This is a genomic window from Streptomyces sp. WG7, from assembly GCF_049975785.1.
GTDB lineage: Bacteria > Actinomycetota > Actinomycetes > Streptomycetales > Streptomycetaceae > Streptomyces.
Genome location: NZ_JBNGGE010000012.1, coordinates 1 through 25,821, shown reverse-complemented (window position 1 = coordinate 25,821; position 25,821 = coordinate 1). Strand labels below are relative to the sequence as shown.

The following is a 25,821-nucleotide window of genomic DNA, read 5'->3' as shown; positions in this document are numbered from 1 at the left end:
CCGTGCCCGGATCCGACGACCAGCGCCTCGGCGAGATCGAGTCCCGCCTGCGCCGCGACGACCCCCGGTTCGCCCGCGCCCTCGACGTCGGCCGTCCCCGCCGGCCACGCGAGTACCGCCGCGTCCGGGCCTGGCTGCTGCTCGCCACCGCCCTGGCGGCGCTGGGCGCCGGCATCGCCCTGGCCCACGGGCTGCTCATCGCCACCGGCCTGGTCCTCGCCGGGATCGCCGGGGAACTCTTCGACCCACACCGGCGGACATGCGGCGACCGGCGCCCTCCGCCCCGCGCCTGACGCGGGGGGCGGCTCTGGGGGCGGCTTCGGCGACCGCTTCGGCCTCGGCTTCGGTGGCGACTTCAGCGGCCTCGGCGACGGCCTCGGTGGCGGCCCCGGCGCCCGTCAGCCCGCCCCGGACGGCTCGGGGCCCGGCCGATGACCCTGCCCGAGCTCTACCTGACCCTGCTGATCGGCGGCACGGTGCTGCTGGCCAGCATCGCCGCCGCCCGCGCCGCCCACCGTGTCGGCCTGCCCAGTCTGCTGCTGTTCCTCGCGGTCGGCGTCGTCGCCGGCGAGGACGGGCTCGGCCTGGACTTCGACGACGCGCAGCTGGCCCAGGCGCTGGGCACCGCCGCCCTGGCGGTCATCCTCGTCGAGGGCGGCCTGACCACCCGGTGGAGCGACGTCAGGCGCCTGCTCGCCCCCGCCGGCGTGCTCGCCACCGCGGGGGTGGCCGTCTCCGTCGCGGTGACCGCCGCCGGCGCGCACTGGCTGCTGGGCATGGACTGGCACCTGGCTCTGCTGCTCGGCGCCATCGTGTCCTCCACCGACGCCGCGGCGGTCTTCGCCGTACTGCGTTCGCTCCCCCTGCCGCAGAAGGTGACGGGGCTGGTGGAGGCCGAGTCCGGGTTCAACGACGCCCCCACCATCATCCTGGTCCTGATCTTCTCCACCACCACCGCCGGCGACCTGCCCGGCCCCGGCCCGGTCGTCGGCAACCTGCTCTACCAGCTCGTGGCCGGCGGCACGCTCGGGGTACTGACCGGCCGCCTGGGAGCCGCCGCGCTGCGGCACATCGCGCTGCCCGCCACCGGCCTGTACCCGCTCGCCACGGTCGGGTTCGGCATCGTCGCCTTCGCAGCGGCCGGAGCGGTGAACGCCAGCGGCATCATCGCCGCCTACCTGTCCGGCCTCGTCCTCGGCAACGCCGAACTGCCGCACCGCGCCGCCACCCGCTCCTTCGCCGAAGGCGCCGGCTGGCTGGCCCAGATCGGCCTGTTCGTCATGCTCGGCCTGCTCGTCGACCCGAGCGAACTGCCCTCCGCGATCCTCCCCGCGCTCGTCGTCGGCACGGTCCTGCTGCTGGCCGCCCGCCCCGTCTCCGTCCTCCTCTGCCTCCTCCCCTTCCGCGTCCCCTGGCGCGAACAGGCGTTCATCTCCTGGGCGGGCCTGCGCGGCGCGGTGCCCATCGTGCTCGCCACCTTCCCGATCGTCGAAGGGGTCACGGGCGCACGCGACGTACTGAACATCGTGTTCGTCCTCGTCGTCCTCTTCACCCTCGTCCAGGGCCCCACCCTGCCCGCCGCCGCCCGGCGCCTCCGGCTGACCCGCTCCGACGCGCTGCGCGAGATCCAGGTCGAGACCGCGCCCCTCGACGTCCTGGACGCCGACCTGCTCACCGTGGCCATCCCGCCGGGCTCCCGCCTGCACGGCGTCGCCGTCTTCGAACTGCGCCTGCCGCCCCCCACCGTCGTCACCCTGATCGTGCGCGACGGCACCACCCTCGTCCCCGACCGCGACACCGTGCTGCGCGCCGGTGACGAACTGCTGCTCATCACCACCCTCCACACCCGGGAGGCCGCGGAACGCCGCCTGCGCGCCATCGGCCGGCGCGGCAAACTCGCCCGCTGGCTCGGGGAACACGGCGCCCCGGAACCGGAGAAGGAACCGGGCACCTCGCCACCCGGGTCCACGGCACGAGCACCACGCTGACGCGACCGGGAGCACGTGCACGTCACGGCCGCGTCATCGACCGCGGTCGCGCGGCTCCTGCGACGTGACGAGCCCGCCTCCATCGCGGAGGCCGGTTGCGTATCCTCGCCCGTGAGGTGCAAGGCGACATCTCAAGAGGGGGGACATGCGGGAGGAAGGGAACAGCCCGCGGGTCGCGCGGGTCATCGTCTGTCTGGTCTCCGTCGGGTTCTTCGTCGCGTCGGTGGCGGCAACGTCCGCCAACCGCGACGGACTTCGCCACCTGGTGGTGGCGTCGGCCATTCTGACGGCGACCCTGGGGCTGCACCTGCGTCATTCCGCCCGCCCGGCCGTGCGCCGTCACAAGCCGTGGTGGCCGTGGTCGCTCGTCGCGCACGGAGCCCTGACCTACTTGCCGTACGGCTTCTTCCAGGACACCTGGGTCGGCATCCCGGGGTCGCTCGCCGCCGCGGTGCTCCTGACGACTCCGGTACCGCACGCGTGGATCGCCTTCGCCGTGCTGATCGGTCTCCAGGTGCCCCTCGTCCTGGCCATCGGCGAGACGACAGGCCAAGGCCTCAACTCGGCGGTGTCCCACGCGGTGGGCGGGCTGGCCCTGTTCGGTGTGGTGCGACTCGCGGACCTGGCCGAGGATTTGCAGGCCGCCCGTGCCGAACTGGCCCGGCGCGCAGTCGACCGTGAACGGCTGCGCTTCGCCCGCGACCTGCACGACCTGTGCGGTTACTCGCTGACGGCGGTGGCGCTCCAGTGCGAGGGGATCCAGTGGCTCGTACGAAGCGATCCCCAGCGCGCCGAGGAGGAGTTGGTGCGGACGCAGGCGCTGGCACGCCACGCCCTGACGGAGGTACGGGCCGTGTCCGCCGGGTACCGCGTGCTGTCCCTGGAGCGGGAGGCGCGGACGACTGCCGCGCTGCTGGAGTCTCTCGGCGTGACCGTCGATGTCGAACTGGCCGAGGCCGCCCTGCCCGGGTCCGTCGACGAGACCCTGGCCATCGTGGTCAGGGAGGGAGTCACCAACGCGCTACGGCACAGCAAGGCCCGGCACTGCGCCATCCGCCTCACCGTGGACAAAGGGCCATCCCACGGTGCGTGGGCGCACCTGGAAGTGACCAACGACGGGGTCGCTCCCGGCGAGGCGGGACAGGAGCACGCCGGCCCCCCTGAACCGCAGGGCCTGGGCGGCAGCGGTCTGCGCAACCTCCGCGAGCGGGTCGCCGAGCTGGGTGGCCGGCTGAGTGCCGGAGCGGACGGCACGGGTGGGTTCCGGATCGCGGTGGCCCTGCCGTGCACGGGCCACGACACGCCCGGGGGAGTGTCCACGGTGCCTGCCACGCCTGCCACCATGCCGGACCGGAGCTCCGGACGTCAGTGACCGGCGCCGCGGTCCGGTCCCTCGACGCCGCCCCACAACCGGCCGCCGCACCGGTCCCGGTGTGAGGCGCCGGGCGGCCGGAGGCGTGGAGGCGTGCGGGCCTGGCGGAGGAGAGGAACGGCTCACGAGACGGCCCCGGCCAGCCCTCCCGGCGCGCCGGAGGCACGACGCATGGCTGTTCTGCCGACCAGGACGACCGTCAGGACGGCCACGACGGGCGTGCCGACGGCCAGCGCGGTCAACGGTCCGGCGGCCAGGGCGGGGACGGCCGAACCCGTGAGCGCCGTACTGAGCGGCATCAGCACCGCCGCGCAGACCAGCGTGGCCAGCGACAGGGCGACCACGCAGGTGAGCACGGCCTCCCAGGCCAGCATCCGCAGCACCTGCGAGGGCTGGGCGCCGGCCAGCCTCAGCAGGGCGAACTCCCGTCGGCGGCTCGCCGTCGCCATGCCCAGGGTGTTGACGACGGCGATGGCGGTGAACGCGTTGATCATGATCAGCAGCAGCAGGACGAACAGGCCGGCCGCCTCCGTGGAGCCCGAAGCACTACCCGGATTCTGCGCGTCCCCGCCGCCGACCCGCGCTCCCGGGAACTCCGCGGCCAAGGCCTCCAGTCCTCGTCCGACACTGTCACGATCGGCTCCGGCAGCGACCCGTACGAGAACGGTGTCCAGCAGGGGATCGGCCGCGTGCCGGGCCGCCGGGGCGATCGGCAGCAGCGCGTCGGCGAACCCCTGGTCGCGGGAGTAGACGGCCGCGACGCGGAACGTGTCCCGGGTGCCGTCGTCCCAGTCGACGCGGACCCGGTCGCCCACCGCCACGTCCAGGTTCCGGGCGGCGCTGTCACCGAGCGCCACGGAGCCCGCGCCGAGCCGGGCTACGGAGCCCGCGCGGACCCCCAGGTCGAGCAGTTCCGGCACCGCGTCGGCCCGCATCGCGACCAGGCCCGCGCCGATGAGCGCCTCGGAGTCGTCTGCGTCGGCGTCGGCGTCGGCGTCTGTGTCGGCGCGGCTCAGCTCGCCGTCCAGGGACAGCTGCCCGGAGGCCGCCACCACCCCGGGCAGCCGGTCGGCCCGCTCCGCGAAACCCGGTGCTATGCCCGGCCCGGCGGACGTCACGACATGGTCGGCGAGAACGCGCTGCCGTTCCGCCCGCTGCGCACCGTCCGCCGTGACCAGGGGCACGCAGAGCAGGGTGCCGGTGAGGGAGACGGCCAGCACGAGCGGCGTCACGACGGACGCCAGCCGGGCGTTCTGCCGCCGGAGGTTGCGGGCCGCCAGCGCGCCTTCCCCGGGCAGGAGCGACTGCGCGGGAGCCAGCAGGACGGCGCCGGCGGCGCGGCAGATCAGCGGTGCCAGCAGTGCCACGCCCAGGATCAGGACCAGCACCATGCTCTCGGCCGTCCCGCCGCCCCCGTCCAGGCGGCCCGAGGCCACCGCGCCCAGGCAGACGCCCGCCCCGGCGAGCACGCACACGCCGAGCAGCACGCGCCGCCATCCGGTCCGCGGCTCGGGCGCCGCCGACTCGCGCAGCACCTCCACCGGCCGCACCCGGGAAGCGCGCCGGGCGGCGGCGAACGACGCGAACTGGGCGACGACCGCGGCCAGGACGACCGTCAGCCATGGCGCGACCGGACCCACGGACAGGTCGAACGACGGGGGCAGCACCTCCCCGTCCACCAGCACCCGGTGCAGGAGCAGCGCCACGCCGATGCCGCCCGGTACACCGACGAGTGCCGCCGCCGCGGTCACCAGAAGGGCCTCGACGGCGATCATCCGCCGGACCTGGCCCTTGGTGGCCGCCACGGCCCGCAGCAGGCCGATCTCCGTCAACCGCCCGGCGACCGCGAGCGACAGGGTGCCGGAGACGACGAAGCCCGCGACGAAGAGCGAGAGCGCCCCGAACGTGCCGACGAGAGAGGAGAGCACCGACGCCGGGGACGGCACGTTCCAGAACTCCGCGTCCGCCCGCCCGGCGCCGGAGGCCACCACGACCGGCGCGCCGGCCTCCCCGTACAGGGCCGTGACCCGCTGCTCCACCTGCCGCCGCAGTGCCGCCGGGTCCGTTCCCGGCTTCGCCAGCACGCCGATGGCACGCACCGGCTGGGCGGAACCCGCGAGCCGCTCCGCCTGACGGGGTGTGTGGAACACCGCGTACTGGCGGTCCAGCGGGCGGGGCGGGTCGGCGACGCCGCAGACGCGGTACGTGCGCGGCCCGTCCGGGCCGGCCAGCCGTACGCTGTCGCCCGCACCGACGCCCAGGCGTCCGGCGAGGGTGCCGTCCAGCACGACCTCCGCGTCGTCGGCGGGTGCGCGGCCCTGCCGCAGGGCGAAGGAACCGAGGGCGGCGCTCTCCCACGAGTGCCCGAGCGACGGTCCGTCCCAGGGCGCGTCGACCGGATCGCCGGACGCGTCCACCGCCGTCGTGGGAAACGACAGCTCCGGAACGGCGCGCTCGGCGGACGGCAGGGCGTTCAGCGCCGTGAGGAGTGCCTGTGCCCTGGGCACGAAGGGCTGCCCGCCGACGACCACGTCCGTTCCCGCGTACCGCTCGGTGGGGGAGGCGGCGCGGGTGCTCGACTCGAGGAGCACGGCACACGCCGTCGTCATGACCAGTGCCAGGACGAGCGCGACGAAACCAGCCGCCCAGCCTGCCCTGCGGCCCGAAAGGGTCCGCCATGCGAGTCGTATCACGGGTGCCTCTCGAAGCGGACGGAATTCCCTGAGCGGGCGTGGAAAGCGTATCGAAGGCCCCGGCTGCGGATGGCATATCTCCTGCGGGGCAAGGAGTTTGGCCGATTCGCGCACCTCGAACCATGCGTTTTTCACGGTTCAACTTGGGCGTTGTGTACTGGTGCGGTGGTTCGGGGTGTGAAATCTTTCCAGTCGTTCGAGGAAACCGAATGCGGGAGTACGAGGATCCGGGGGGACACAGGGATGCGGTACGACGCGTATTGCATGGCCGACCGAACGTTCTTCGACTCACCGTGGCAGGTGCGCGAAGGGGAGTACTCCTTCGCCGCCGCGGACCGGGAGCTGCCCGAAGGGTGGCGGAGGGTCGTCCAGGACGACTGGCTGGTCTGCACCCCGGAAGGCACGCGCCGGCCGTCCCAGGGCTGGAAGATCCACGCCTCCGGGTGCCAGGACAACGCCGAGAAGATCCTCGACGCGGTCTGGGACTTCTGCGTTCCCCGGGGAATACCGTTCAAGTTCCTGCGCGGCCGGCACATCCTCCAGCTGCGGAACATGAAATACGCGCCCCGTGGCGGCAGTGGGAAATTCGTCACCGTCTATCCGGCGGACGAGGCGGAGTTGCGCGAGGTGCTCGGCGGTGTCGACGCCGTCGTCGGCGGGGAGCCCGGCGCCTACATTCTCAGCGATCTGCGCTGGAACCAGGGCCCGTTGTACGTGCGCTACGGCGGTTTCGTCGAACGTCACGTCGTCTCGGAGAAAGGCGTCCTGGAGCCCGCCGTCGAGCGGCCCGACGGCACGCTCGTACCCGACCGGCGCCGGCCCGGCTTCCACGTCCCCGACTGGGTGACGCTGCCGGAGTTCCTAGAGCCGCACGCCGAGGCCCGGCGCGCCCACTCCCTGGCCGGGCTTCCCTACGAAGTCCGCCGCCCGGTGCACTTCTCCAACGGAGGTGGCGTCTACGTCGCCGAGGACACCCGCACCGGCCGGGAGGTGATCCTCAAGGAGGCCCGCCCGTACGCGGGGCTGACGGCCGACGGGAGAGACGCCGTGACCCGGCTCCAGGGGGAGCGGGACATCCTCGAACGGCTCGCCGGCCTCGACGCGGTTCCCGCGGTCCTCGACTACTTCACGGTGGGCGACCACCACTTCCTCGCCCAGGAGCTCGTCGAGGGCAAGCCGTTGAGCAAGTACTTCGGCCAGACGTACCCGGAGACCGGCCCGCGGGCCGACCCGGCCGAGATCGCCGGCTACACGCGGTGGGCGACGGGTGTGTGCGAGGCGGTGGAGCGGGCGGTCGCCTCGTTGCACGCCCGCGGGATCGTCTTCGGCGACCTGCACCCCTACAACATCATGGTCGGCGACGACGGCCGGATCGGGCTGATCGACTTCGAGGTGGCGACGCCGGTCGAGGACGACGCGGTGCGGATGCTGGGGCATCCCGCGTACGCCGCGCCCCGCGACCGCACCGGATTCGCGGCGGACACCTACGCGCTGGCCTGCATCAAGCTCGCGGTGTTCCTGCCGCTGACCGCACTGCTGCGGCTGGACCTGGGCAAGGCGGCGGAACTGGCCGACGAGATCGCCGCGCAGTTCCCGGTCCCGCGGGAGTTCCTGGACCCGGCGGTGCGCGAGATCCTCGGCGACAAAGCGGCCGCCGGCGACGGCCCGGCCGAGGGCGGTCGCCCGACGGACGGGACCCGCGGCGCCGTCGGTGAGTTCCGGGGGCGGGACGGCCGGCCGCCCCGCCCCCGGCCCGACCGGGCGGCCTGGCCCGCCGTGCGCGGCTCACTGGCGGACGCGATCCTGGCCGCCGCCACCCCGGACCGCGACGACCGGCTGTTTCCCGGCGACATCGAGCAGTTCAGCACCGGCGCGCTCAACCTGGCCCACGGCGCGGCGGGTGTCCTGTACGCCCTGGACGTCACCGGCGCGGGCCGTCACCCCGAGCACGAACAGTGGCTGCTGGAACGGGCGCTGCGCAAGGAGCAGCGGGCGCGGATCGGCTTCTACGACGGACTCCACGGGGTGGCGTACGCCCTGGAGCACCTGGGGCACCACGGTGCGGCCAGGCGGGTCCTGGAGCGCTGCATGGACGAGCAGTGGCGGCGCCTCGGTACGGACCTGTTCAGCGGCCTGGCCGGAGTCGGTCTCAACCTGCTCCACTTCGCAGGTACGACCGGGGACGGCACCTTGCGTGACGCGGCCCTCGACGTGGCCCGCACCGTCGCGGAACGGCTCGGCGCCGAGACGGACGTGCCCGAGGTCAGCGGCGGCCCCCATCCGAAAGCGGGCCTCATGCACGGGTCGTCGGGGCCGGCCCTGCTCTTCGTACGCTGCTACGAGGCCACCGGTGAGGAAACGTTCCTCGACCTCGCGGCGACGGCACTCCGCCAGGACCTGCGCCGCTGCGTGGTCCGTGACGACGGGGCCCTCCACGTCAACGAGGGCTGGCGCTCGCTGCCGTATCTCGCCGAGGGCGGTGCCGGTGTGGCCGTGGTCCTGGACCTGTACGGTGCCCACCGCGACGACGCACGCTTCCGGACGGCGGCCTCGGGCGCGCTGATCTCGTCCAGCTCCCGGTTCTACGTCCAGTCCGGACTCTTCAACGGCCGGGCGGGCATCCTCGCCCACCTCGCCGCCGTGTCGTCGCAGCCCGTGCCGTCCGACGATCCGCTCGTCGCCGCGCAGATCGAGGCGCTGTCCTGGCACGCACTGGAGTACCAGGGGCATCTCGCCTTCCCGGGCGAACAGTTGCTGAGGCTCTCGATGGACCTCGCGACCGGATCCGCCGGCGTCCTGCTGGCGCTCGGCTCCGCCCTGCACGCCGGCCCGGCCCACCTGCCGTTCCTCTGACTCCCTGACCCCTTGGCCTGCCCGCCGACCACGGAGGGCGCCCGCGTCGCGGGCACGCGCATCCGCGCACGAAGGAGGTGATCTGTATGTCTCTGCTCGAGCTTCAGGAGATGGATCTGCCCACCGAGTCCTCGGAGGAGACGGTGCTCGGCAGCGGACAGAGCCAGCACTGCTCGGACGCCAGCTGGGTCTTCTGCTGATCCAGCCCACCGTACGACCGGCACACCACCGCCGGCGCACCACGACCGGCACACCACCGCCGGCGCACCACGGCCGGCACACATCGACGAAAGGACACAGCATGTCTCTGCTCGACCTTCAGGAGATGGAACTGCCCACCGAGTCCTCCGAGGAGACGGTGCTCGGCAGCGGCAAGAGCCAGCACTGCTCGGACGCCAGCTGGGTCTTCTGCTGATCCAGTCGGACCGAGCCCGTGCACACCGCGGGCTGACAGCACCTGACGCGGCTGCCAAGCCGTGAACGAACCCGGTCGGCGGGTGCGGCAATCACCCGCCGGCCGGTTCGTGTTCCTTCCAGGCCGACCGTGGCACCTCGTGCAAGGAGCAGTCCATTGACCACGAGTCAGCCGCTGAAAAGCGTAGCCCAGGCCCCGGGGCGCGCGGCAGAGCGCATTCTGCTGCGCACCGCGCGGGAAGGCGGCGCCTGGACCGTCGTACTGCTCGTGACGGCCACCCTCTCGACCGCGGCGCAGATCCTCTTCCCGGCCCTCCTCGGCAAGGCCCTCGACTCCGCACTCGACGGCGGTGCCGCGAGCGAGTGGGTGATCGGCTGCCTGGTGGCCGTGGTCGCCATGGCCACCGCCGACGCGCTGTTCGAACTGGCCGCCGGAGCGGGCGCCGCCCGGGGCACGGCCCTCCTGCGAAGCTCGATGCTCGGGCCCCTGCTCTCGTGGACCGGACCCGGCGGGCCCCGCGCGACCGCGGGTGACATGGTGAGCCGCCTGGTGGGTGCCGCGGGCGAGGCGGGCGCCGTCGCCGCCGTACTCGTCCGCGCGGCGCTGTCGGTCGTGCCCGCCGTCGGCAGCGTCGTCGCCCTCTGGCTCATCGACCCCTGGCTCGCCGGCAGCTTCCTGCTGGGCTTTCCCGCCGTCGTCGCGCTGCTGCGCACGTTCACCCGGGACATCTCCGACGTCTCCACCCGGTACCAGGAGACGCAGGGCCGCCTCGCGACCGACCTGCTGGAGGCCCTCTCGGGACGCCGCACCATCGCCGCCGCGGGCACGGCCGGGGCCGAGACCCGGCGGGTGCTGCGCGCGCTGCCCGAACTGGGCCGGCTGGGACACGGCATGTGGCAGGCGCAGACCAGGGCGGCCGGCCGGTCCGCCCTGCTCACGCCGCTCCTGGAGATCGGAGTCCTGTCCGTGGCGGGCTTCGCCCTCGCCGCCGGCCGCATCACCGCGGGCGAGATGCTGGCCGCCGCACAGTACGTCGCCATCGGCAGCGGGATCGGTATGACGACGATGCTGCTGGGCCGACTGGCCAGGGCCCGGGCCGGCGCCGAGCGGGTCCGCGGGGCGCTGGCACAGCCTGTCATGGAGTACGGCGACGAACCGCTGCCGGCGGGCCCGGGCGATCTGGAACTCCGCGATGTCCGGGTGGTCGCCGGGGGCGAACGCGTCCTGGACGGAGTCGATCTGTCCGTTCCCGGAGGCTCGTGCGTGGCACTCGTCGGTGAGTCGGGATCGGGGAAGTCACTGCTCGCCGCCGTCGCCGGCCGGCTGGCGGACCCGGACGCCGGGACGGTCGCCCTCGACGGCGTGCCGCTGCGCCGGCTGACCCACCGCGACCTGCGCTCCGCCGTCGCCTACGCCTTCGAACGACCGGTGCTCTTCGGCGATACGCTCGGCGACGCGATCGCGCGCGGCACCGGCCGGGCGGCCGACCGGACACCGGCCGGGCACATCGTGGCCGCGGCCCGCGCCGCCGACGCGGACGGTTTCGTCCGGCGCCTCCCGGACGAATACCGGACCGCGTCGGCCGACGCGGCCCTGTCCGGGGGAGAGGTACAACGCATCGGTCTGGCCCGGGCGTTCGTGCACTCCGGGCGTTTGCTCGTCCTCGACGACGCCACGTCCAGCCTGGACACGGTCACCGAGCACCGCGTCAGCCGGGTCCTCACCGGGGCACTGCGCGACCGTACCCGCGTCGTCGTCGCCCATCGGGCGGCCACCGCGGCCCGCGCGGACACCGTCGCGTGGCTCGACGGCGGACGGGTGCGCCGCATCGGCCCGCACCGCGAACTGTGGCGCGCGGAACCGGAGTACCGGCGTGTGTTCCGCGGCACCGACGCCGTCGAAGAGGTGACGCCGTGAACACGGAGCCCCCGGACGAGGCACTGCTCCCCCTGCTCGTGGCCCCTCTCCGGGCACGCCCCGGCCATCTGCTCCGACTGATCCTGTGGTCCCTGGTCGAAGCCGTCCCCGCCCTGCTCGCCGGTCACCTCGTGGCCCGCGCGATCGACCACGGCTTCGCGGCGGGACACCCGGTGCGAGGACTGGCCTGGCTCGCCCTGATGGGGCTCGGCGTCTTCGCCGGAGCCTGGGGAACCCGGCAGGCCTACCCCCTGCTCGCCGAGGTGGTCGAGCCCTTCCGGGACGACCTGGTGCGGCAGGTGGCCGACGGCTCCCTGCGCCAGGCCGTGTCGGGACGGCCCGTCGACGCGTCGGGCGTCTCCCGGCTCACCCTCCAGGTCGAGATGGTGCGCGAGGCCTACGCGGGCGTCCTCATGGTCGTACGCGGCTTCCTCCTCACCGTGGGCGGTGCCCTCCTCGGCATGGTGTTCCTCGCGCCACTGGTCCTGATGCTCGTCGTGCCACCGCTCCTGGCCGGTCTCGGTCTCTTCCTGGTGCTGCTCCGCCGGATGGCAAGCGCGCAGCGGGACGTCATCGTCGCGGACGAACGCGTCGCGGAAGCGGCCGGCGCCGCATGCGCGGCCGGCCGGGACATCGTGGCCTGCGGGGCGGAGGCGGGCGTACGGGACGAGCTCCTGGAGCGCATCGACGCCCAGGCGGCCGCCGGCCGGCGGCTCGCGGCCCTGATGCCGGCCCGTGTGCTGTGCCTGGCCGTCGCGGGCTGGCTGCCTCTGCTTCTGCTGCTGGCGGCCGCTCCCGGGCTGCGCGCCGGCGGACTGTCCACCGGTGCCGTGCTGGGGGCGGCGACGTACGTGATGGGCGGCCTGCAGCCGGCGGTCCGGTCGCTCATCCAGGGGCTGGGCGGCAGCGGCCTGCGTCTCGCGGTGGCACTGCGCCGCATCCGTGAGGCGTACCCGCCACCGCCGCCCTCTCCGCGGCCCGCGTCGAGCGCCGCCGCACACCCTTCCTCCCGGCCCGTGTCGAGCGCCGCCGCACACGCCTCCCCTCCGCCGCGGACGACGGAGCGCGCCGCCCATGACGTCCGGCTCACCGCCGTCACCTTCGCCTACGGGGTGCGGGCGGACCCGGTGTTCCGGGATCTCGACCTCACCCTGGGCGAGGGCGGACACCTCGCGGTCGTCGGCCCGAGCGGCATAGGCAAGTCCACGCTGGCCGGTCTGATCAGCGGAACCCTGGTGCCGGACAGTGGCCGGATCCGGCTCGGCGGCGTCCCCCCGGCCGCGCTCTCCCCGGCCGAGCTCTCCGCCCGGCGCGTCCTCGTCCCCCAGGAGGCGTACGTGTTCTCGGGCAGTCTCATGGAGAACCTGCGCTATCTGCGGCCCGACGCCGGTGAGGAAGACGTGGTGGCGGCCGTGGACGAGGTGGGGGCGGCTCCCCTCGTCAGCCGGCTCGGCGGGATCGGCGCCCTGATCGACCCTGCCACGCTGTCCTCGGGCGAGGGCCAGCAGATCGCGCTCGCCCGCGCGTACCTGTCACCGGCCCCCCTCGTCGTGCTGGACGAGGCGACCTGTCACCTCGACCCCGCGGCCGAGGCCCGTGCGGAGGAGGCGTTCGCGCGGCGGCCCGGATCACTGGTCGTGATCGCCCACCGCATCAGTTCCGCGCGACGCGCCCGGCACGTCCTCGTCCTCGACGGCGGCCGGGTGGTGAGCGGCGTACACCACGAGGTCCTGGAACGGTCGCCCCTCTACCGCGACCTGGTGGGGCACTGGAGCGACGACGAGCACGACCCGTCCGAGGCCGACGCGGGGTGCGAGGAGGCGCCTGTAGGAAACGAAGCGGCGGTCAGAGCCACCCCGCCTCGGTCGAGATCCTGATCGCGTCCACCCGGCTGCGTGCCTGCGTCTTGGCCACGGCGGACGCCAGATGGTTCCGTACCGTCCCGACCGAGATGTAGAGCTGCGCGGCCACGTCCCGGGTCGACGCCCCCTGTGCCGTCAGCCGCAGCACGGAGACCTCACGGGGTGTCAGCGGATTGTCCGTCGCCGTCGCGGCCGCGAGGACCAGCTCCGGGTCGACCACCCGACGGCCCTGCGCCACCTGACGGATGTCCTCCGCCAACCGTGCGGTCGGCGCGTCCTTGCGGATGAATCCGGCGACCTTGGCCGCCAGCGCACGACGTACGTGTTCCGGCCGCGCCACGCTGGTCAGCAGGAGCGTGCGGCAGGAGGGCAGCTCGGCCTGCAGTTCCACGGCGGCCGTGATCCCGTCCGTCCCGGGCAGGTCGATGTCGAGCACCGCCACGTCCGGAGGTGTGCGCAGCGCGGTGGGGACGATGAGGTCTCCGTGGTCGACCGCGGCCACGATGTCGATGTCGGGCTCCTGGGACAGCAGTGCCGCCAGCGCCTGACGGATCAAAGGAGCGTCCTCGGCCAGAAGCACCCGAATACGGGCCTCGCTCCCGGCTCCGTCGCCGTCGGCTCTTCCTTCCAGCACGCTTACGGCCCCCCGATTGCTGCTCGTTCAACGCTCCAGCCAATGACATGTGACACCGGTGAGGGGGGCAAGGAGCAAACCGGCCACAAGGCCTGCACACATGTGACGGACCCGGTCAGAGGCGCGTCCCCGCGCCCTCTCCGCCCGGACGACGCGGGCGGAGACGGCCGCTGCGGCGCCGGACGCCCGAGCTCCGGGCCCTGGGCGGCCGCGCCCGTAGACTCCGCGCACATGACGGACGATCTCCGGTTCACGGTCCTCGGCAGCGCGAGCCCCTACCCCCGGGCCGGGAACCCGTGCTCGGGGTACCTGGTCGAGGGCGGTGGCGCCCGGTTGTGGATGGACGCCGGCAGCGGCACGCTCGGCGCGCTGCGCGCACACACAAGCCTGGACCGGCTCGACGGAATCTGGATCTCGCATCTGCACGCGGACCACTGCGCCGACCTGCTGACCGCGTACTACGGCCTCCTGTACGCGGACATCGAACTCCGCGCGCCCGTGCCCCTCTTCGGCCCGCCGGGAATCGCGGACCGGCTCGCCGGCTTCCTCACCAACGGGCCCCGGCGGAGCCCGGTCGAGGACGCCTTCCAGGTCGTCGAGCTGCGCGACCACCACCGCGCCCTGGTCGGCGGGCTCGCGCTGACCAGCCGGGCGGTGACGCACGGGATGCCCGCGTTCGGGGTCCGGATCGAGACCGAGGACGGAGCCTGCCTCGCCTACTCCGGCGACACCGCCCCGTGCGAGGCGCTCACCGCGCTCGCCGACGACTGCGCGGTGCTGCTGTGCGAGGCGGACTACGCACGCGCGCCCCGGGCCGGCACCGAGGCCGTGTACCACACCCCGGAGCAGGCGGGCGAGAGCGCGGCCACCTCTGGAGCGCGGCGCCTGGTCGTCACCCACCTCGGGCCGTCCCTGGAACCGGCGGAGGCGGTGACCCGGGCGGGTGCGCGCTGCACCGGCCCCGTGGAGTACGCCGCGCCCGGCCGTACCTTCGGGGTGCCCGGGAGGAGTCGCTGACGAGCGTCAGGGGTGTGTGTCGGCGACCTTGACGCCGTAGCCGATCAGCACGACGGCGTCCTCCCGGGGCCCGGGGGTGGGGGCGTGTGGTCACCGCGCCCGCATTCATCTACGGTATTCCATGGATATATGGAGGATGCCCATGCCGGAGAGCAAGAAGAGCGGGACGAAGACGCTGCTGTACGAGGCGTTCGCGGCCAGCGGCAAAGCGCTGGCCAGCGGAAAGCGGCTGGAGCTGCTGGACCTGCTGGCCCAGGGCGAGCGGACCGTGGACGCGCTCGCGAATGCGGCCGGGCTGAACCTGACGACCGCGTCGGCGCACCTGCAGATCCTCAAGCAGGCCGGGCTCGTCTCGACCCGCCGCGAGGGGGTCCGCATCCACTACCGGCTGGCCGGTGACGACGTCGCGCAGCTCTTCGCCCTGCTGCGCAAGGTCGCCGAAGCCCACCAGTCCACCGTCCCCGCCGCCCGTGACGCCCACCTCGGCGAGCACGCCGCCGCCGAAGTGACCCGGGAGGAGCTGCGCGCCCGGGTGGCGGCCGGAGGCGTCGTCGTACTGGACGTGCGGCCGGTGGAGGAGTACCGGGCGGGGCACATTCCGGGCGCGCTCTCCATCCCGGTCGAGGAGCTGGCCGAGCGCATCGACGAGCTGCCCCAGGACGCCGAGATCGTCGTGTACTGCCGTGGCGAGTACTGCGTCCTGGCCTACGACGCCGTACGGCTGCTGACGGACCTCGGCCGCCGCGCGGTCCGCCTCAACGACGGCATGCTGGAGTGGCGCCTGTCGGAGCTGCCCGTCGACGCCGCGGACCTGGCATGAACGCTCCGGCCGACCGGCTGCCGCCTTCTTCGGCGACCACCGCGGGGGTGACCACGGCGGCCACCACCGCGACCCCGACGCCGGCCATCACGGCGGCCGCGGCTTCGCCGACAGTGTGGTCCGTGTGCCCGTCGGCCCGGAGCACGCCACCGACCTGATCGCCGACCGCGCTCAGGCCCTCGCCTCCCCGTAGACCGTCGCACCGTCCGGAGGCGGCCGGGGCCCGGGCCCTGGGTTCCCGGCCGCCGAGGGCCGGGAAGCCGCGCCCGCCCTGCCTGCCCCGCCCCCCCCCGCCCCGCCCCGCGAAAGGCTCCCGTGACCACTCCCGCCCACGCCGGCCCGGCCACAGACTCCGGCATACCCGATCCCGCCCCGGCGCAGCGCCGTATCCTGCGCGTCCTGGTCGCCTCCCAGGTCCTCAGCGGCGCGGGTCTCGCCGCGGGCGTCACCGTCGGCGCCCTGCTCGCTCAGGACATGCTCGGCACCACCAGTCTCGCCGGGCTGCCCAGCGCCCTGTTCACCGCCGGTTCCGCGCTCGCCGCCGTCACCGTCGGCCGCATCTCCCAGGCCCGTGGCCGCCGCCCCGGCCTCGCCACCGGATACCTCACCGGTGCGATCGGCTCCGCCGGTGTCATCACCGCCGCCGTCCTCGACAACCCCGCCCTGCTGTTCATCGCCCTGTTCGTCTACGGCGCCGGCACCGCCACCAACCTCCAGGCCCGCTACGCCGGAGCCGACCTCGCCCCGGCCGGCCACCGCGCCCGCGCCGTCTCCACCGTCCTGGTCGCCACCACCCTCGGCGGCGTCGCCGGACCCAACCTCGCCGCTCCCGCCGGCACCCTCGCCGAACACCTCGGCATCCCCCACCTGGCCGGCCTCTTCCTGCTCTCCGGCACCGCCTACGCCCTGGCCGCCCTCGTCCTCGCCCTCTGGCTGCGCCCCGACCCGCTGCTCCTGGCCCGCACCGTCGCCGCGGCACGGGAGAAGAGCACGGCCGGCGCGTCGTCGCCCGGGGAGCAAGCCGCCGGCAAGGCCCCGGGGGGCGTCGTCCTGGGGGCGCTGGTGATGGTCCTGACCCAGCTCGTCATGGTCGCGATCATGACGATGACGCCGGTCCACATGCACGACCACGGCCACTCCACCGCCGCGTCCGGCCTGGTCATCGGCATCCACATCGGCGCCATGTACCTGCCCTCCCCGTTGACCGGCTGGCTCGTCGACCGCTTCGGCCGCATGAAGATCGCCGCCGCCTCGGGCCTCACCCTCCTGGCCGCCGGGATCCTCGCCGCCGCGGCCCCCGGCGACTCCGTGTTCCTGCTCGCTCTCGCGCTGGCCCTGCTCGGACTGGGCTGGAACTTCGGCCTCGTGTCCGGCACCGCGATCATCACCGACACCGTGCCGCTGGCCACCCGCGCCAGGACACAGGGCCTGGTCGACGTCTCCATCGCCATCGCCGGCGCCACCGGCGGCATGGCCTCCGGCCTCGTCGTCGCCGCGGCGAGCTACCCCGTCCTCGCCCTCGCCGGCGGAGCCCTCTCCCTCGCCCTCCTGCCCGCCGTCGCCGCAACCGCCTACCGTCGGTGAGGTGTCTCCGTCGTCTTGTCGTCCCCGTCGTCGGCGAAGGCCGGCCCCGGGCGATCCCCGCAGGCCCCTGCGACCGGGCAGCATGGCCGAGTGGATGTCCCTGCGACGGCCACTGACCGCGCGTGTCACTCCTTGTCGTGCTCGGCAGACCACGGCGCGGTGCGCAGAGCGGCGGCATGCGGCCAGATGCCCAAGGACAGGGAGGCGAGGTACGCACCCCGCGTACGGATCCGATGCTCGTCCCAGGTGGTCGCCCACTCGCTGATGTCAGTGTCCGGCGGAGCACTGAGCAGGGTGCCGTGGGTGAGGCGCAGCAGGCTGTGCCGGCCGAGCCACTGCCGCTTGTCCTCCCAGGCCATGTTGCCCAGGGTGGGGTTCAGGCGGGCGGTGACCAGGGTCAGGTTGCCGAGTGTGTGGACCAGTTCGTCGCGGTCGGCTCCTTCGGACTGATCGTTCTCGAGTGGCGGCCAGTTGTCGCGCCAGCTCTGCGGCATGACGTGCTCGATGGTCAACTTCGCACCGGCCTGCTCGCCGACGGGAACGGTGAGCTGTTCCGTGTGGTCGGTGCGCAGCTCGTCCTCGAGAGCTTCCAGGAGGATGCGTACGCTGCGGCGGACCAGGCGGGAGTAGAGGGGGTCCTGTTCCAATGAGGCACGGAAGTCGTGGTCGCTCGGCCAGTGACGGTGGTGGCCCTGCATGGCCGAGAGGGCTTCGATGACGGCCTCGTCCGCGCGGTCGGGTTGCCGGGACACGGCCGCGACCAGGTCACGGAAGACGTTGTTGTAGTCGCGGGTGCTGAGATTGAGCACCGCCCGGCGAACGAGGTAGCTGTCGACGGCACGGATCGCCCGCCGTCGGCGCTCCAGTGGCAGCACGGACTCGTCCAGGCCGTAGAGGAAGAGGAGCAGGGGCATCGGGGTGGAGGTCTGAAGGACCTTCATCCGGTACAGGAACCGTCCCTCGACGCCGTGCAGCGGATGGTCGTCGATGAAGTCGTAGATCTCGGCGTACCGCGTCAGCTCGGCGAAGACCTCTTCCGTGGGCACGGCGGACGAGAGCAGCCAGCGCTCGAACTCCTTGAACAGCGCGGAGGCGGTGAACTCGCGCTGCGTACGCATCGTGAGCCAGTACGTCAGGAACACGTCGAGGCGGCTTCGCGTGATGCGGCCGGTCGTCTGTTCCATGCGCCATTCGTCCTGGTCGAAGGAGGCCCAGTACGTCTTGTAGAGCCGGTCGACGTCCGCGCCGGCACGTTCGGCGTTGCGGAACAGCAGGTTCTTGATCAGGTCCGCGTGCTCCAGCGGAGTGCCACGGCTGTTCAGCGTCTCGAAGACGACCTGCGCGTCGTCGTGCTCCTCCAGGTCGATGATGACCAGACGAAGCTGCTCCCGCAGCGCCTGCACCAGCATCCCCAGCCGCTCGTTCGGCTCAGCGGCTTCCGCCAGCCATACGTCGATCTCCTGCTGGAAGTAGGCGACGGCTTCGGCGAGCCGGCCTCCCTCTCCCTGACCGAGCATGACGGCGCGGAAATCGTCGCGGTCCGCATTGGTCGGCCAGACCTTGTAGAGGTGGTCGGGATGCTGGGCGCGGTCGAACAGGTCCTCGTCGTTCTCCAGGAACTTGCTCAGCAGCCGTACCGAGCGCTCGTGGTGGAGAGCCGCCGCGGACAGGCGGGCCGCGAACAGGAACAGCTGTAACGTCGTCAGGCGCTGCTGACCGTCGATGACCTGCCGCGTTTCCAGGCTGGACGAAAGGTACGGGGTCTCGTCGAAGACAACCGCTCCGAGGAAATGCGGTGCCACCGTCTCCCCGGTCAGAGCCGCCTGCTCGGCCCGCTCCACGGTGCGGCGGATGTCCTCCCACAGCGCCGACCAGTTGTCGTCCCGGTTCCACACGTACGGCCTCTGGAACAGTGGCACCGTGTAACGCACGTCCCTGCCGAAGATCCGCCGCAGGTCGACCGTATCCGCTCTCATGGCTTGGGGTCCCCTCCCTCGCGCTCAGACTCTTACCGTAGCGATCTTCGCCATGGCTGATCGGCTTGTTCCGTGAACTCCGGGTCGGTTCCGCTTCCGCTTCGGCCCGACGGACCGGACATCGGCGACGGGCCCGTCGCCGCGGCCTCACCGGCGCCCGTGACGACGCCGGTGAGGCCGCGGCGGAGGCCATGCCCGACGACGTCCGGGACGACGTCCGGGACGGCGACCGGGCCGTCCCGGAACTCACGCCCACAGCGCGTCCGCGAAGGACACCCCGACGAACACCGCCCCCAGCCCCGCCGCCACACTGGCGACGGCGTTGGCGGCGGCGAAGAACCTCGCCCCGTCCTCGGCCAGCCGCAGCGTCTCGTAGGAGAACGTCGAGTAGGTCGTCAGCGCCCCGCACAGCCCGACGCCGAGCAGCAGCTGGAGGTGGGAGGAGGCGGCGCCCGCCAGCACGGCGCCGGACAGGAGCCCGAGGACGAAGCACCCCACGACGTTGACGGTGAAGGTCCCCCACGGGAAGACGGTGTCGTGCCGTCGCTGCACCGCCCGGTCCGTGAGATAGCGCAGCGGCGCGCCGACCATGCCTCCGACGATCACCAGGATCCAGTTCACGCGCCCTGCCCCCTGCCCACGTACCGGATGACCCCGCAGTCGTCGAGGAGCACCCGGATCTCGCTGTGGAGCGGTTCGTGGTGCCAGGTGTCGTTCTCCCCGATGAAGACCGTCACGCGCAGTGCGGTACTCGTCAGCCTCGTCATCCCTGCCTCCACGCGAGTACGCGGCGCGTCGCCGTCACCGCGAGCCACACAGCCGCGAGCGCTGCCACCGGCGTCACGGCCAGATACAGAAGTCCGCTCCGCGCCTCGCCCTCGTCCACGAGCCGCTGGATGTCGACGGCGTAGGCCGAGAAGGTGGTGAACCCTCCGAGCACGCCGGTGCCGAAGAACGGCCGTACCAGCCGGTGCGCGGCCCATACGTCGCTGACGACCACCATGAAGATGCCGAGGACCGCGCATCCGATCGCGTTCACGCACAGAGTGGTCCAGGGGAAACCGCCGGCCGCGACCGGCCACAGAAGTGACGCTCCGTAACGGGCCGCCGCTCCCGTGCCTCCGCCGAGAGCCACGACCGCCACGACCGGCCCCTGGTCCCGCCAGGTCCGGCGTCGTCGGGAAGGTACGCGCAGACCGGCATCGGGATGCATAGGCTCGTCCATCTGGGAGCGCGGGCGGGCTGTCATGAACGTACGTCTCCTACTCGCCGGGGCCCGGACACGCGGGCACGCACCATCGCAAGTAGGGACTGTTGGCGGCACCGATGCCGCGGTTCGGGTACGGCGAGCCCCACCGCCGCGCTGCGAGTGACACCGCAGCCAGCCTTCAGACTAACGCCCGGTCGAGAACGCCGCTCAGCGCCGTGTCCACGCGCCCTTGTCGTGCAGGGGTGCCGATGCCGTCGCACGGGTGGCCGGCGGCCGCGCCCGGAGCCGGCTACCGGACGGTCAGCAGCTGTCCCATGGCCGCCAGTACCGACGGCTCTACCCGGTAGTAGACCCAGGTGCCGCGGCGCTCGGAGGTCAGCAGGCCGGCCTCCTTGAGCTTCTTCAGGTGGTGGGAGACGGTCGGCTGGGAGACTCCGACGTCGGAGATGTCGCACACGCAGGCCTCGCCGCCCTCGTGGGAGGCGACGGCCGAGAAGAGGCGTAGCCGTACCGGGTCTCCGAGGGCCTTGAACATGCGGGCAGTCCGCTCGGCCTCCTCGGCGGTGAAGGGGCGCTCGCTCAGCGGCGGGCAGCAGGGCACCGCGGCGTCGGGGGCCTCGGGTTCCATAAGCGGCAGTGCCTTGACGTTCGACATGCGTCTATGTTGACACATGTCGAACCAGGGCGCCCGGGCTCGGCGGGCGTGAAGCCGGGCGGCGATCCGGCCGGCGATGCGTGCGGCGTCCCCGCCGGTCCCGCGAAGGGGGTCCGAGGGCCCTGCGACGTCTGAGTGTTCCACAGCCCGCGACCTCTCAATTTCGATGGATGTCTATCTTGACGGCCATCGAATCAGGTGCCATGCTGGCGGCACAGGTGATTGACGAATATCGAAGCAAGGAGCCGGATATGGCCGCCGCCCGGATCCGCAGCGTCCTCACCCGCTCTGCCGCCCGGCACCTGGTCGGCGTCCGCTGCTGTGACAGCTGCGCACAGGCGTGCGACAGCGCCTGCCGGGCCCGGGCTCAGCACCGCGGCGCACGGCTCGCGCCGGCACCGCACGTCCCCTTCCGCTGAGCCGTCCACCGCTGAGCCGTCCACCGCCCCGACTCCGCCCGCCCGAGCAACGAACCGCCCGAGCAACGAACCGAAGGAAGCGCCGCCATGGAGAAGCAGAACCTGCCCGTCGTGGTCGTCGGAGCCGGCCCGGTCGGCCTGGCCGCCGCCGCACACCTCGTCGAGCGCGGCATCGAGCCGCTGGTGCTGGAGGCCGGCGCGTCGGCCGCGACGGCCGTACGGGACTGGGCGCACGTCCGCCTGTTCTCGCCCTGGGCCGAGGTCACCGACCCCGCCGCCGAGAAGCTGCTGGCCCCGACCGGCTGGGTCCGCCCCGACGGTACGGCGTACCCGACCGGCGGCGACTGGGCCGAGCGGTACCTCCAGCCGCTCGCCGACGTCCTCGGCGGCAAGGTCCGCTACGGAGCCACCGTCACCGGCGTGGCCCGCGCCGGCCGCGACCGGATCGTCGACTCCGGCCGCGAGGAGCAGCCGTTCACCGTGCACATCGAGACGGCGGACGGCGTCGAGGAGCGGATCACCGCCCGCGCCGTCATCGACGCCTCCGGCACCTGGACCACCCCCGGCCCGATGGGCGCGAACGGCCTGCCCGCCCTCGGCGAGAGGAAGACGGCCGACCACATCACCTACCGCGTCCCCGACCTCAAGGACCCGGCCGTACGGGCCCGCTACGCCGGCAAGCGCACGGCGGTCGTCGGCTCCGGCGCCTCTGCCTTCACCGCCCTCGCCCTGCTCGCCGACCTGGCCGGGGAAGAGGCGGACACGCACGCGGTGTGGATCCTGCGCCGGGGCATCGGCGACGCCACGTACGGCGGCGGCGAGGCCGACCAGCTCCCGGCCCGCGGCGCCCTCGGCCTGCGCGCCAAGGCGGCGGTGGAGAAGGGGCACGCGAGCGCCGTCACCGGATTCCGTACGGAAGCGGCCGAACGGGACGGCGACCGGCTGGTCCTGGTCGCCGAGGACGGCCGCCGCCTGGACCCGGTCGACGAGGTCATCGTCCTGACCGGCTTCCGCCCCGACCTCTCCTTCCTCTCCGAACTCCGTCTCGGCCTCGACGAACGCCTCCAGGCCCCGACCGCGCTCGCCCCGCTCATCGACCCGAACGTCCACTCCTGCGGCACGGTCTACCCGCACGGAGTGCGGGAACTGTCCCACCCGGAGCAGGGCGTCTACCTGGTCGGCATGAAGTCCTACGGCCGCGCCCCCACCTTCCTCGCCATGACCGGCTACGAGCAGGTCCGCTCCATCACGGCCGCCCTCGCCGGCGACCACGAGGCGGCCGAGCGCGTCGAGCTGACCCTGCCGGAGACCGGCGTGTGCGGCGGCGCCGGCCTGTTCGACGAGCCCGACGCCGCGCGGAGCGACGAGGGCGGCGGCTGCTGCGCGGCCCCGGCCACGCTGCGGATCGGCACCGACGCCCCGGCCCCCTCCGGCGGCTGCTGACGGCGAAGAACCCCAGCACGTCGTCCTGGCCCCCGGGTGCGATGCGAACCGGTCGGCCGCCCCGGGTCGTGCGCCTGCTCGACGGCGGCGCGTACGTGGCTGCCCGACGCGGGGGACGGCGTGGGCCAGGCGTCGCGGAGAGGTGCCGATCCCGTGCCGGCGGTGACGGCGGCGATTCGGCCGGCTGAGGCGGGCGGTGCTGCCCTTGAGCCAGGGCGCTGTGCGAGCGTCGCCGTCCGGCATCAACAAGGCGTAAAGATTGCCGTGTTACGGCAATGCGGGGTGAAGCGTGCCCGGGCCAAGATGAGTGCGGCAGAAACAGGGGATGACCTCGATGCCAGGGCCCGGCAACGGGCGTCGGCGTGGGGGCCAGCGGTCCGGTTCGGGGGTGAGGGCATGGCACGGGTCGGCGTCGCCGTCGTACAGCTCCTCCCCTTCTCCGGCATCACGCACCCGGTGTCCGGGCCCCGCGCAGCGTCGACGCTGCTGCCGGGCCGGAAAGCGGCGCGGTCGGGTGCCCTTCCCGCCGGGCCGGGCCACGCATACCGCAGGCGACGACGACCGGGCGCGGCGAGCAGTTCCCCGTACGACCCCGGCAGTCGCCGCAACCACGGCTGACCCGTAGCCGACGCACACCGCACCGGACGTGTCCGCCCGCACGGGACGTGCCTGCCCGCACCGAACGGGCCGCCCCCGCTCCGAACGGGCCGCCCCCGCACCGAGCGGGCCGCCCCCGCTCCGAGCGGGCCGCCCCCGCTCCGAACGGGCCGCCCCGCCGCTTCGCGAAGACGCCAACTCTCCGCAGACCACGAGGACTTCCTATGGATTACCGCACCCTGGGCATCGGCGTGCTCGTTTGCATCCTGATCGCAGCCGCCGTGCTGCTCGTCGTGGCCCGACTGTTCCGCAAGGTGGAGCAGGGCAAGGCCCTGATCGTCTCCAAGATGCGCAAGGTCGACGTGACCTTCACCGGGCAGGTCGTGCTGCCGGTGCTGCACAAGGCCGAGGTGATGGACATCTCGGTGAAGACCATCGAGATCACCCGGGCCGGCAAGGAAGGCCTGATCTGCCGGGACAACATCCGCGCGGACATCCGGATCTCGTTCTTCGTCAAGGTGAACAAGACCGCCGAGGACGTGGTCAAGGTCGCCCAGGCGGTCGGCACCGCACGGGCCAGTGACCGGAACACGCTGCAGGAGCTGTTCCACGCGAAGTTCTCCGAGGCGCTGAAGACCGTCGGCAAGCAGATGGACTTCACCGACCTCTACACCAAGCGCGAGGAGCTGCGGTACCGGATCATCGAGGTCATCGGCGTCGACCTCAGCGGCTACCACCTGGAGGACGCGGCGATCGACTACCTGGAGCAGACGCCGCTGACCCAGCTCGACCCGGCCAACGTCCTCGACGCGCAGGGCATCCGGAAGATCACCGAACTGACGGCCGTGGAGCACGTACGCACCAACGAGGCGCAGCGCACCGAGGAGAAGGAGATCACCCGCCAGAACGTCGACGCCCGGGAGGCGATCCTGGAGCTGGAGCGCCGGCAGGTCGACGCGGAGACCAAGCAGAAGCGGGAGATCGAGACCGTCCGGGCGAGGGAGGAGGCCGAGACGGCGCGGGTGGTGGAGGAGGAGCGGCTGCGGGCGCAGTCCGCGTTCCTCAAGACCGAGGAACAGCTCGGCATCCAGCGCGAGAACCAGGGCCGCGAGGTCGCGGTCGCGCAGAAGAACCGCGAGCGGGTCATCGCCATCGAGAACGAGCGCATCGAGAAGGACCGCCTCCTGGAGGTCATCGCCCGGGAACGGGAGACGCAGCTGACGCGGATCGCCGCCGAGAAGGAGGTCGAGGCGGAGAAGCGGGAGATCGCCGACGTCATCCGCGAACGGGTGGCCGTGGACCGTACGGTCGCCGAGCAGGAGGAGTCCATCAAGAAGCTGCGCGCGGTCGAGGAGGCGGAGCGGCAGCGGCAGACCGTGATCATCGCCGCCGAAGCCGAGGCGCAGGAGAAGCTGGTCAAGGACATCAAGGCGGCGGAGGCCGCCGAGCAGGCCGCCACCCACCGCGCCGCCGAGGAACTCACGCTCGCCGAGGCCCGGTTGAAGAGCGCCGACCTCGACGCGCGGGCCAAGCTGCGGCTCGCCGAGGGCATCCAGGCCGAGAGCGCGGCCGAAGGGCTGGCCGCCGTCCAGGTCCGCGACAAGGAGGCCGAGGTCATCGAGAAGTCCGGCCGCGCGGAGGCCGGGGCCACCGAGGCCCGGCTGCGGGCGGAGGCCGAGGGCGCCAAGGCCAAGGCACTCGCGGAGGCCGCGGCCGTCGGCGAGAAGCTGAAGGCGGAGGCCGCCGGCCTCACCGAGAAGGCGGCGGCGATGGCCGCGCTGGACGAGGCGTCCCGCGGCCACGAGGAGTACCGGCTGCGGCTGGAGACGGAGAAGGACATCCGGCTCGCCGGGCTGGACGTGCAGCGGCAGGTCGCCGAGGCACAGGCGACGGTGCTGGCGACCGGACTGGAGAACGCCGACATCAACATCGTCGGCGGGGAGTCGGTCTTCTTCGACCGCCTGATGTCCTCCATCGCGCTCGGCAAGAGCGTCGACGGCTTCGTCCAGCACTCCGAGACCGCCCAGGCGCTGGCGAAGCCCTGGCTGGACGGCACGTCGAGCTTCACCGATGACCTCGGCCGCGTCCTCGGCTCGGTCTCCACGGCCGACGTGCAGAACCTGACCGTGTCCGCGCTGCTGATGAAGCTCATGAAGACGGGCGGCGCCGACTCGGGGGCGCTGGAGCAGCTGCTGAGCAAGGCCGGTGAGCTGGGCCTCGCCGACACCCGGCTGACGGCTGCGAACGGCACCGCCAAGGGCTGACGGACCGCGGTGGGGGGGGGGGGGGGGGGGGGGGGGGGGGGGGGGGGGGGGGGGGGCGGGGGGGCGGGGGGGGGGGGGGGGGGGGGGGGGGGGGGCCGGGGG

General features: G+C 73.1%; 20 protein-coding genes and 1 pseudogene. 14 read left to right on the top strand and 7 right to left on the bottom strand.

The annotated features are described in order from the left end of the window. The first annotated feature begins 2 nt into the window (after window positions 1-2). From ACP4J0_RS15085 to ACP4J0_RS15075, 3 genes are all read left to right on the top strand, one after another. Window positions 3-293 carry a DUF3040 domain-containing protein gene (locus tag ACP4J0_RS15085; RefSeq protein ID WP_426599182.1) on the top strand — a complete coding sequence of 97 codons (291 nt, stop codon included), beginning with the start codon at window positions 3-5 and terminating at the stop codon, window positions 291-293. A gap of 138 nt (window positions 294-431) precedes the next feature. Continuing rightward, window positions 432-1,988 carry a potassium/proton antiporter gene (locus ACP4J0_RS15080; protein ID WP_426599181.1) on the top strand — a complete coding sequence of 519 codons (1,557 nt, stop codon included), beginning with the start codon at window positions 432-434 and terminating at the stop codon, window positions 1,986-1,988. 145 nt (window positions 1,989-2,133) lie between these two features. Further along, on the top strand, window positions 2,134-3,360 hold the full coding sequence (locus ACP4J0_RS15075) for a sensor histidine kinase (RefSeq protein WP_426599180.1): 1,227 nt from the start codon (window positions 2,134-2,136) through the stop codon (window positions 3,358-3,360). Window positions 3,361-3,482: 122 nt separating this feature from the next. Here ACP4J0_RS15075 and ACP4J0_RS15070 read toward each other — a convergent pair whose 3' ends face one another. Beyond that, the gene (locus tag ACP4J0_RS15070) at window positions 3,483-6,053 is read right to left on the bottom strand and encodes an ABC transporter permease (protein ID WP_426599179.1); all 2,571 of its coding nucleotides are present in this window, start codon (window positions 6,051-6,053) and stop codon (window positions 3,483-3,485) included. A 243-nt stretch (window positions 6,054-6,296) separates the two neighbouring features. Between ACP4J0_RS15070 and lanKC the strand changes: the two genes are divergently transcribed. From lanKC to ACP4J0_RS15050, 4 genes are all read left to right on the top strand, one after another. Further along, a complete protein-coding gene (gene lanKC / locus ACP4J0_RS15065) occupies window positions 6,297-8,906 on the top strand; it encodes a class III lanthionine synthetase LanKC (protein WP_426599178.1) in 2,610 nt (869 codons plus the stop codon). A gap of 301 nt (window positions 8,907-9,207) precedes the next feature. Beyond that, entirely contained in the window at window positions 9,208-9,321 is a 114-nt protein-coding gene (locus ACP4J0_RS15060) for a SapB/AmfS family lanthipeptide (RefSeq protein ID WP_398133024.1), read from the top strand. A gap of 156 nt (window positions 9,322-9,477) precedes the next feature. Beyond that, window positions 9,478-11,238 carry an ATP-binding cassette domain-containing protein gene (locus tag ACP4J0_RS15055; RefSeq protein WP_426599177.1) on the top strand — a complete coding sequence of 587 codons (1,761 nt, stop codon included), beginning with the start codon at window positions 9,478-9,480 and terminating at the stop codon, window positions 11,236-11,238. Further along, a complete protein-coding gene (locus ACP4J0_RS15050; RefSeq protein WP_426599176.1) occupies window positions 11,235-13,115 on the top strand; it encodes an ATP-binding cassette domain-containing protein in 1,881 nt (626 codons plus the stop codon). Before ACP4J0_RS15055 ends, ACP4J0_RS15050 begins: the two co-directional genes overlap by 4 nt. On the opposite strand, the gene ACP4J0_RS15045 is transcribed toward ACP4J0_RS15050, so the two are convergent. Next, window positions 13,084-13,734 (bottom strand): response regulator transcription factor, encoded by a 651-nt coding sequence (locus ACP4J0_RS15045; protein WP_426556864.1) that lies wholly within the window; start codon window positions 13,732-13,734, stop codon window positions 13,084-13,086. The genes ACP4J0_RS15050 and ACP4J0_RS15045 overlap by 32 nt on opposite strands. Window positions 13,735-13,965: 231 nt before the next feature. Here ACP4J0_RS15045 and ACP4J0_RS15040 point away from each other — a divergent pair, with 231 nt between their 5' ends. The 3 genes from ACP4J0_RS15040 (at window position 13,966) to ACP4J0_RS15030 (ending at window position 17,155) form a co-directional block, all read left to right on the top strand. Further along, window positions 13,966-14,751: an MBL fold metallo-hydrolase gene (locus ACP4J0_RS15040; RefSeq protein WP_426599175.1), complete on the top strand. Its 786-nt coding sequence runs from the start codon at window positions 13,966-13,968 to the stop codon at window positions 14,749-14,751. Window positions 14,752-14,893: 142 nt separating this feature from the next. Further along, entirely contained in the window at window positions 14,894-15,571 is a 678-nt protein-coding gene (locus tag ACP4J0_RS15035) for an ArsR/SmtB family transcription factor (RefSeq protein WP_426599174.1), read from the top strand. 315 nt (window positions 15,572-15,886) lie between these two features. Further along, complete coding sequence (locus ACP4J0_RS15030; RefSeq protein WP_426599173.1) at window positions 15,887-17,155, top strand: MFS transporter; 1,269 nt, start codon at window positions 15,887-15,889, stop codon at window positions 17,153-17,155. Window positions 17,156-17,280: 125 nt separating this feature from the next. Here the strand turns inward: ACP4J0_RS15030 and ACP4J0_RS15025 are convergent, their stop codons facing one another. The 5 genes and pseudogenes from ACP4J0_RS15025 to ACP4J0_RS15005 form a co-directional block, all read right to left on the bottom strand. Continuing rightward, window positions 17,281-19,131, bottom strand: a complete 1,851-nt coding sequence (locus ACP4J0_RS15025) for a DUF262 domain-containing protein (RefSeq protein ID WP_426599172.1) — start codon at window positions 19,129-19,131, stop codon at window positions 17,281-17,283. A gap of 246 nt (window positions 19,132-19,377) precedes the next feature. After that, window positions 19,378-19,752: a fluoride efflux transporter CrcB gene (crcB, locus tag ACP4J0_RS15020; protein ID WP_426599171.1), complete on the bottom strand. Its 375-nt coding sequence runs from the start codon at window positions 19,750-19,752 to the stop codon at window positions 19,378-19,380. A 56-nt stretch (window positions 19,753-19,808) separates the two neighbouring features. Continuing rightward, a pseudogene (locus tag ACP4J0_RS15015) lies at window positions 19,809-19,898 on the bottom strand (DUF190 domain-containing protein); the annotation flags it as partial. Continuing rightward, on the bottom strand, window positions 19,895-20,344 hold the full coding sequence (gene crcB, locus ACP4J0_RS15010) for a fluoride efflux transporter CrcB (RefSeq protein ID WP_426599300.1): 450 nt from the start codon (window positions 20,342-20,344) through the stop codon (window positions 19,895-19,897). The gene crcB (ACP4J0_RS15010) and the pseudogene ACP4J0_RS15015, both read right to left, overlap by 4 nt. Before the next feature lie 286 nt (window positions 20,345-20,630). Beyond that, a complete protein-coding gene (locus tag ACP4J0_RS15005; RefSeq protein ID WP_426520758.1) occupies window positions 20,631-20,996 on the bottom strand; it encodes an ArsR/SmtB family transcription factor in 366 nt (121 codons plus the stop codon). 179 nt (window positions 20,997-21,175) lie between these two features. Between ACP4J0_RS15005 and ACP4J0_RS15000 the strand changes: the two genes are divergently transcribed. From ACP4J0_RS15000 to ACP4J0_RS14985, 4 genes are all read left to right on the top strand, one after another. Then, a complete protein-coding gene (locus tag ACP4J0_RS15000; RefSeq protein WP_426599170.1) occupies window positions 21,176-21,415 on the top strand; it encodes a hypothetical protein in 240 nt (79 codons plus the stop codon). 87 nt (window positions 21,416-21,502) lie between these two features. After that, on the top strand, window positions 21,503-22,858 hold the full coding sequence (locus ACP4J0_RS14995; RefSeq protein ID WP_426599169.1) for an NAD(P)-binding domain-containing protein: 1,356 nt from the start codon (window positions 21,503-21,505) through the stop codon (window positions 22,856-22,858). A gap of 396 nt (window positions 22,859-23,254) precedes the next feature. After that, window positions 23,255-23,476 (top strand): hypothetical protein, encoded by a 222-nt coding sequence (locus ACP4J0_RS14990; RefSeq protein ID WP_426599168.1) that lies wholly within the window; start codon window positions 23,255-23,257, stop codon window positions 23,474-23,476. A gap of 203 nt (window positions 23,477-23,679) precedes the next feature. Further along, a complete protein-coding gene (locus ACP4J0_RS14985) occupies window positions 23,680-25,719 on the top strand; it encodes a flotillin family protein (RefSeq protein ID WP_426556852.1) in 2,040 nt (679 codons plus the stop codon). The last annotated feature ends 102 nt before the right edge of the window (window positions 25,720-25,821 follow it).

Bases quoted from the DNA above. Each gene is read 5' to 3' on its own strand.
- ACP4J0_RS15080 (WP_426599181.1), top strand. From the start codon at position 432: ATGACCCTGCCCGAGCTCTACCTGACCCTGCTGATCGGCGGCACGGTG.
- ACP4J0_RS15075 (WP_426599180.1), top strand. From the start codon at position 2,134: ATGCGGGAGGAAGGGAACAGCCCGCGGGTCGCGCGGGTCATCGTCTGT.
- lanKC (WP_426599178.1), top strand. From the start codon at position 6,297: ATGCGGTACGACGCGTATTGCATGGCCGACCGAACGTTCTTCGACTCA.
- ACP4J0_RS15060 (WP_398133024.1), top strand. From the start codon at position 9,208: ATGTCTCTGCTCGACCTTCAGGAGATGGAACTGCCCACCGAGTCCTCC.
- ACP4J0_RS15040 (WP_426599175.1), top strand. From the start codon at position 13,966: ATGACGGACGATCTCCGGTTCACGGTCCTCGGCAGCGCGAGCCCCTAC.
- ACP4J0_RS15035 (WP_426599174.1), top strand. From the start codon at position 14,894: ATGCCGGAGAGCAAGAAGAGCGGGACGAAGACGCTGCTGTACGAGGCG.
- ACP4J0_RS15025 (WP_426599172.1), bottom strand. From the start codon at position 19,131: ATGAGAGCGGATACGGTCGACCTGCGGCGGATCTTCGGCAGGGACGTG.
- crcB (WP_426599300.1), bottom strand. From the start codon at position 20,344: ATGCATCCCGATGCCGGTCTGCGCGTACCTTCCCGACGACGCCGGACC.
- ACP4J0_RS15005 (WP_426520758.1), bottom strand. From the start codon at position 20,996: ATGTCGAACGTCAAGGCACTGCCGCTTATGGAACCCGAGGCCCCCGAC.
- ACP4J0_RS14995 (WP_426599169.1), top strand. From the start codon at position 21,503: ATGGAGAAGCAGAACCTGCCCGTCGTGGTCGTCGGAGCCGGCCCGGTC.
- ACP4J0_RS14990 (WP_426599168.1), top strand. From the start codon at position 23,255: ATGGCACGGGTCGGCGTCGCCGTCGTACAGCTCCTCCCCTTCTCCGGC.
- ACP4J0_RS14985 (WP_426556852.1), top strand. From the start codon at position 23,680: ATGGATTACCGCACCCTGGGCATCGGCGTGCTCGTTTGCATCCTGATC.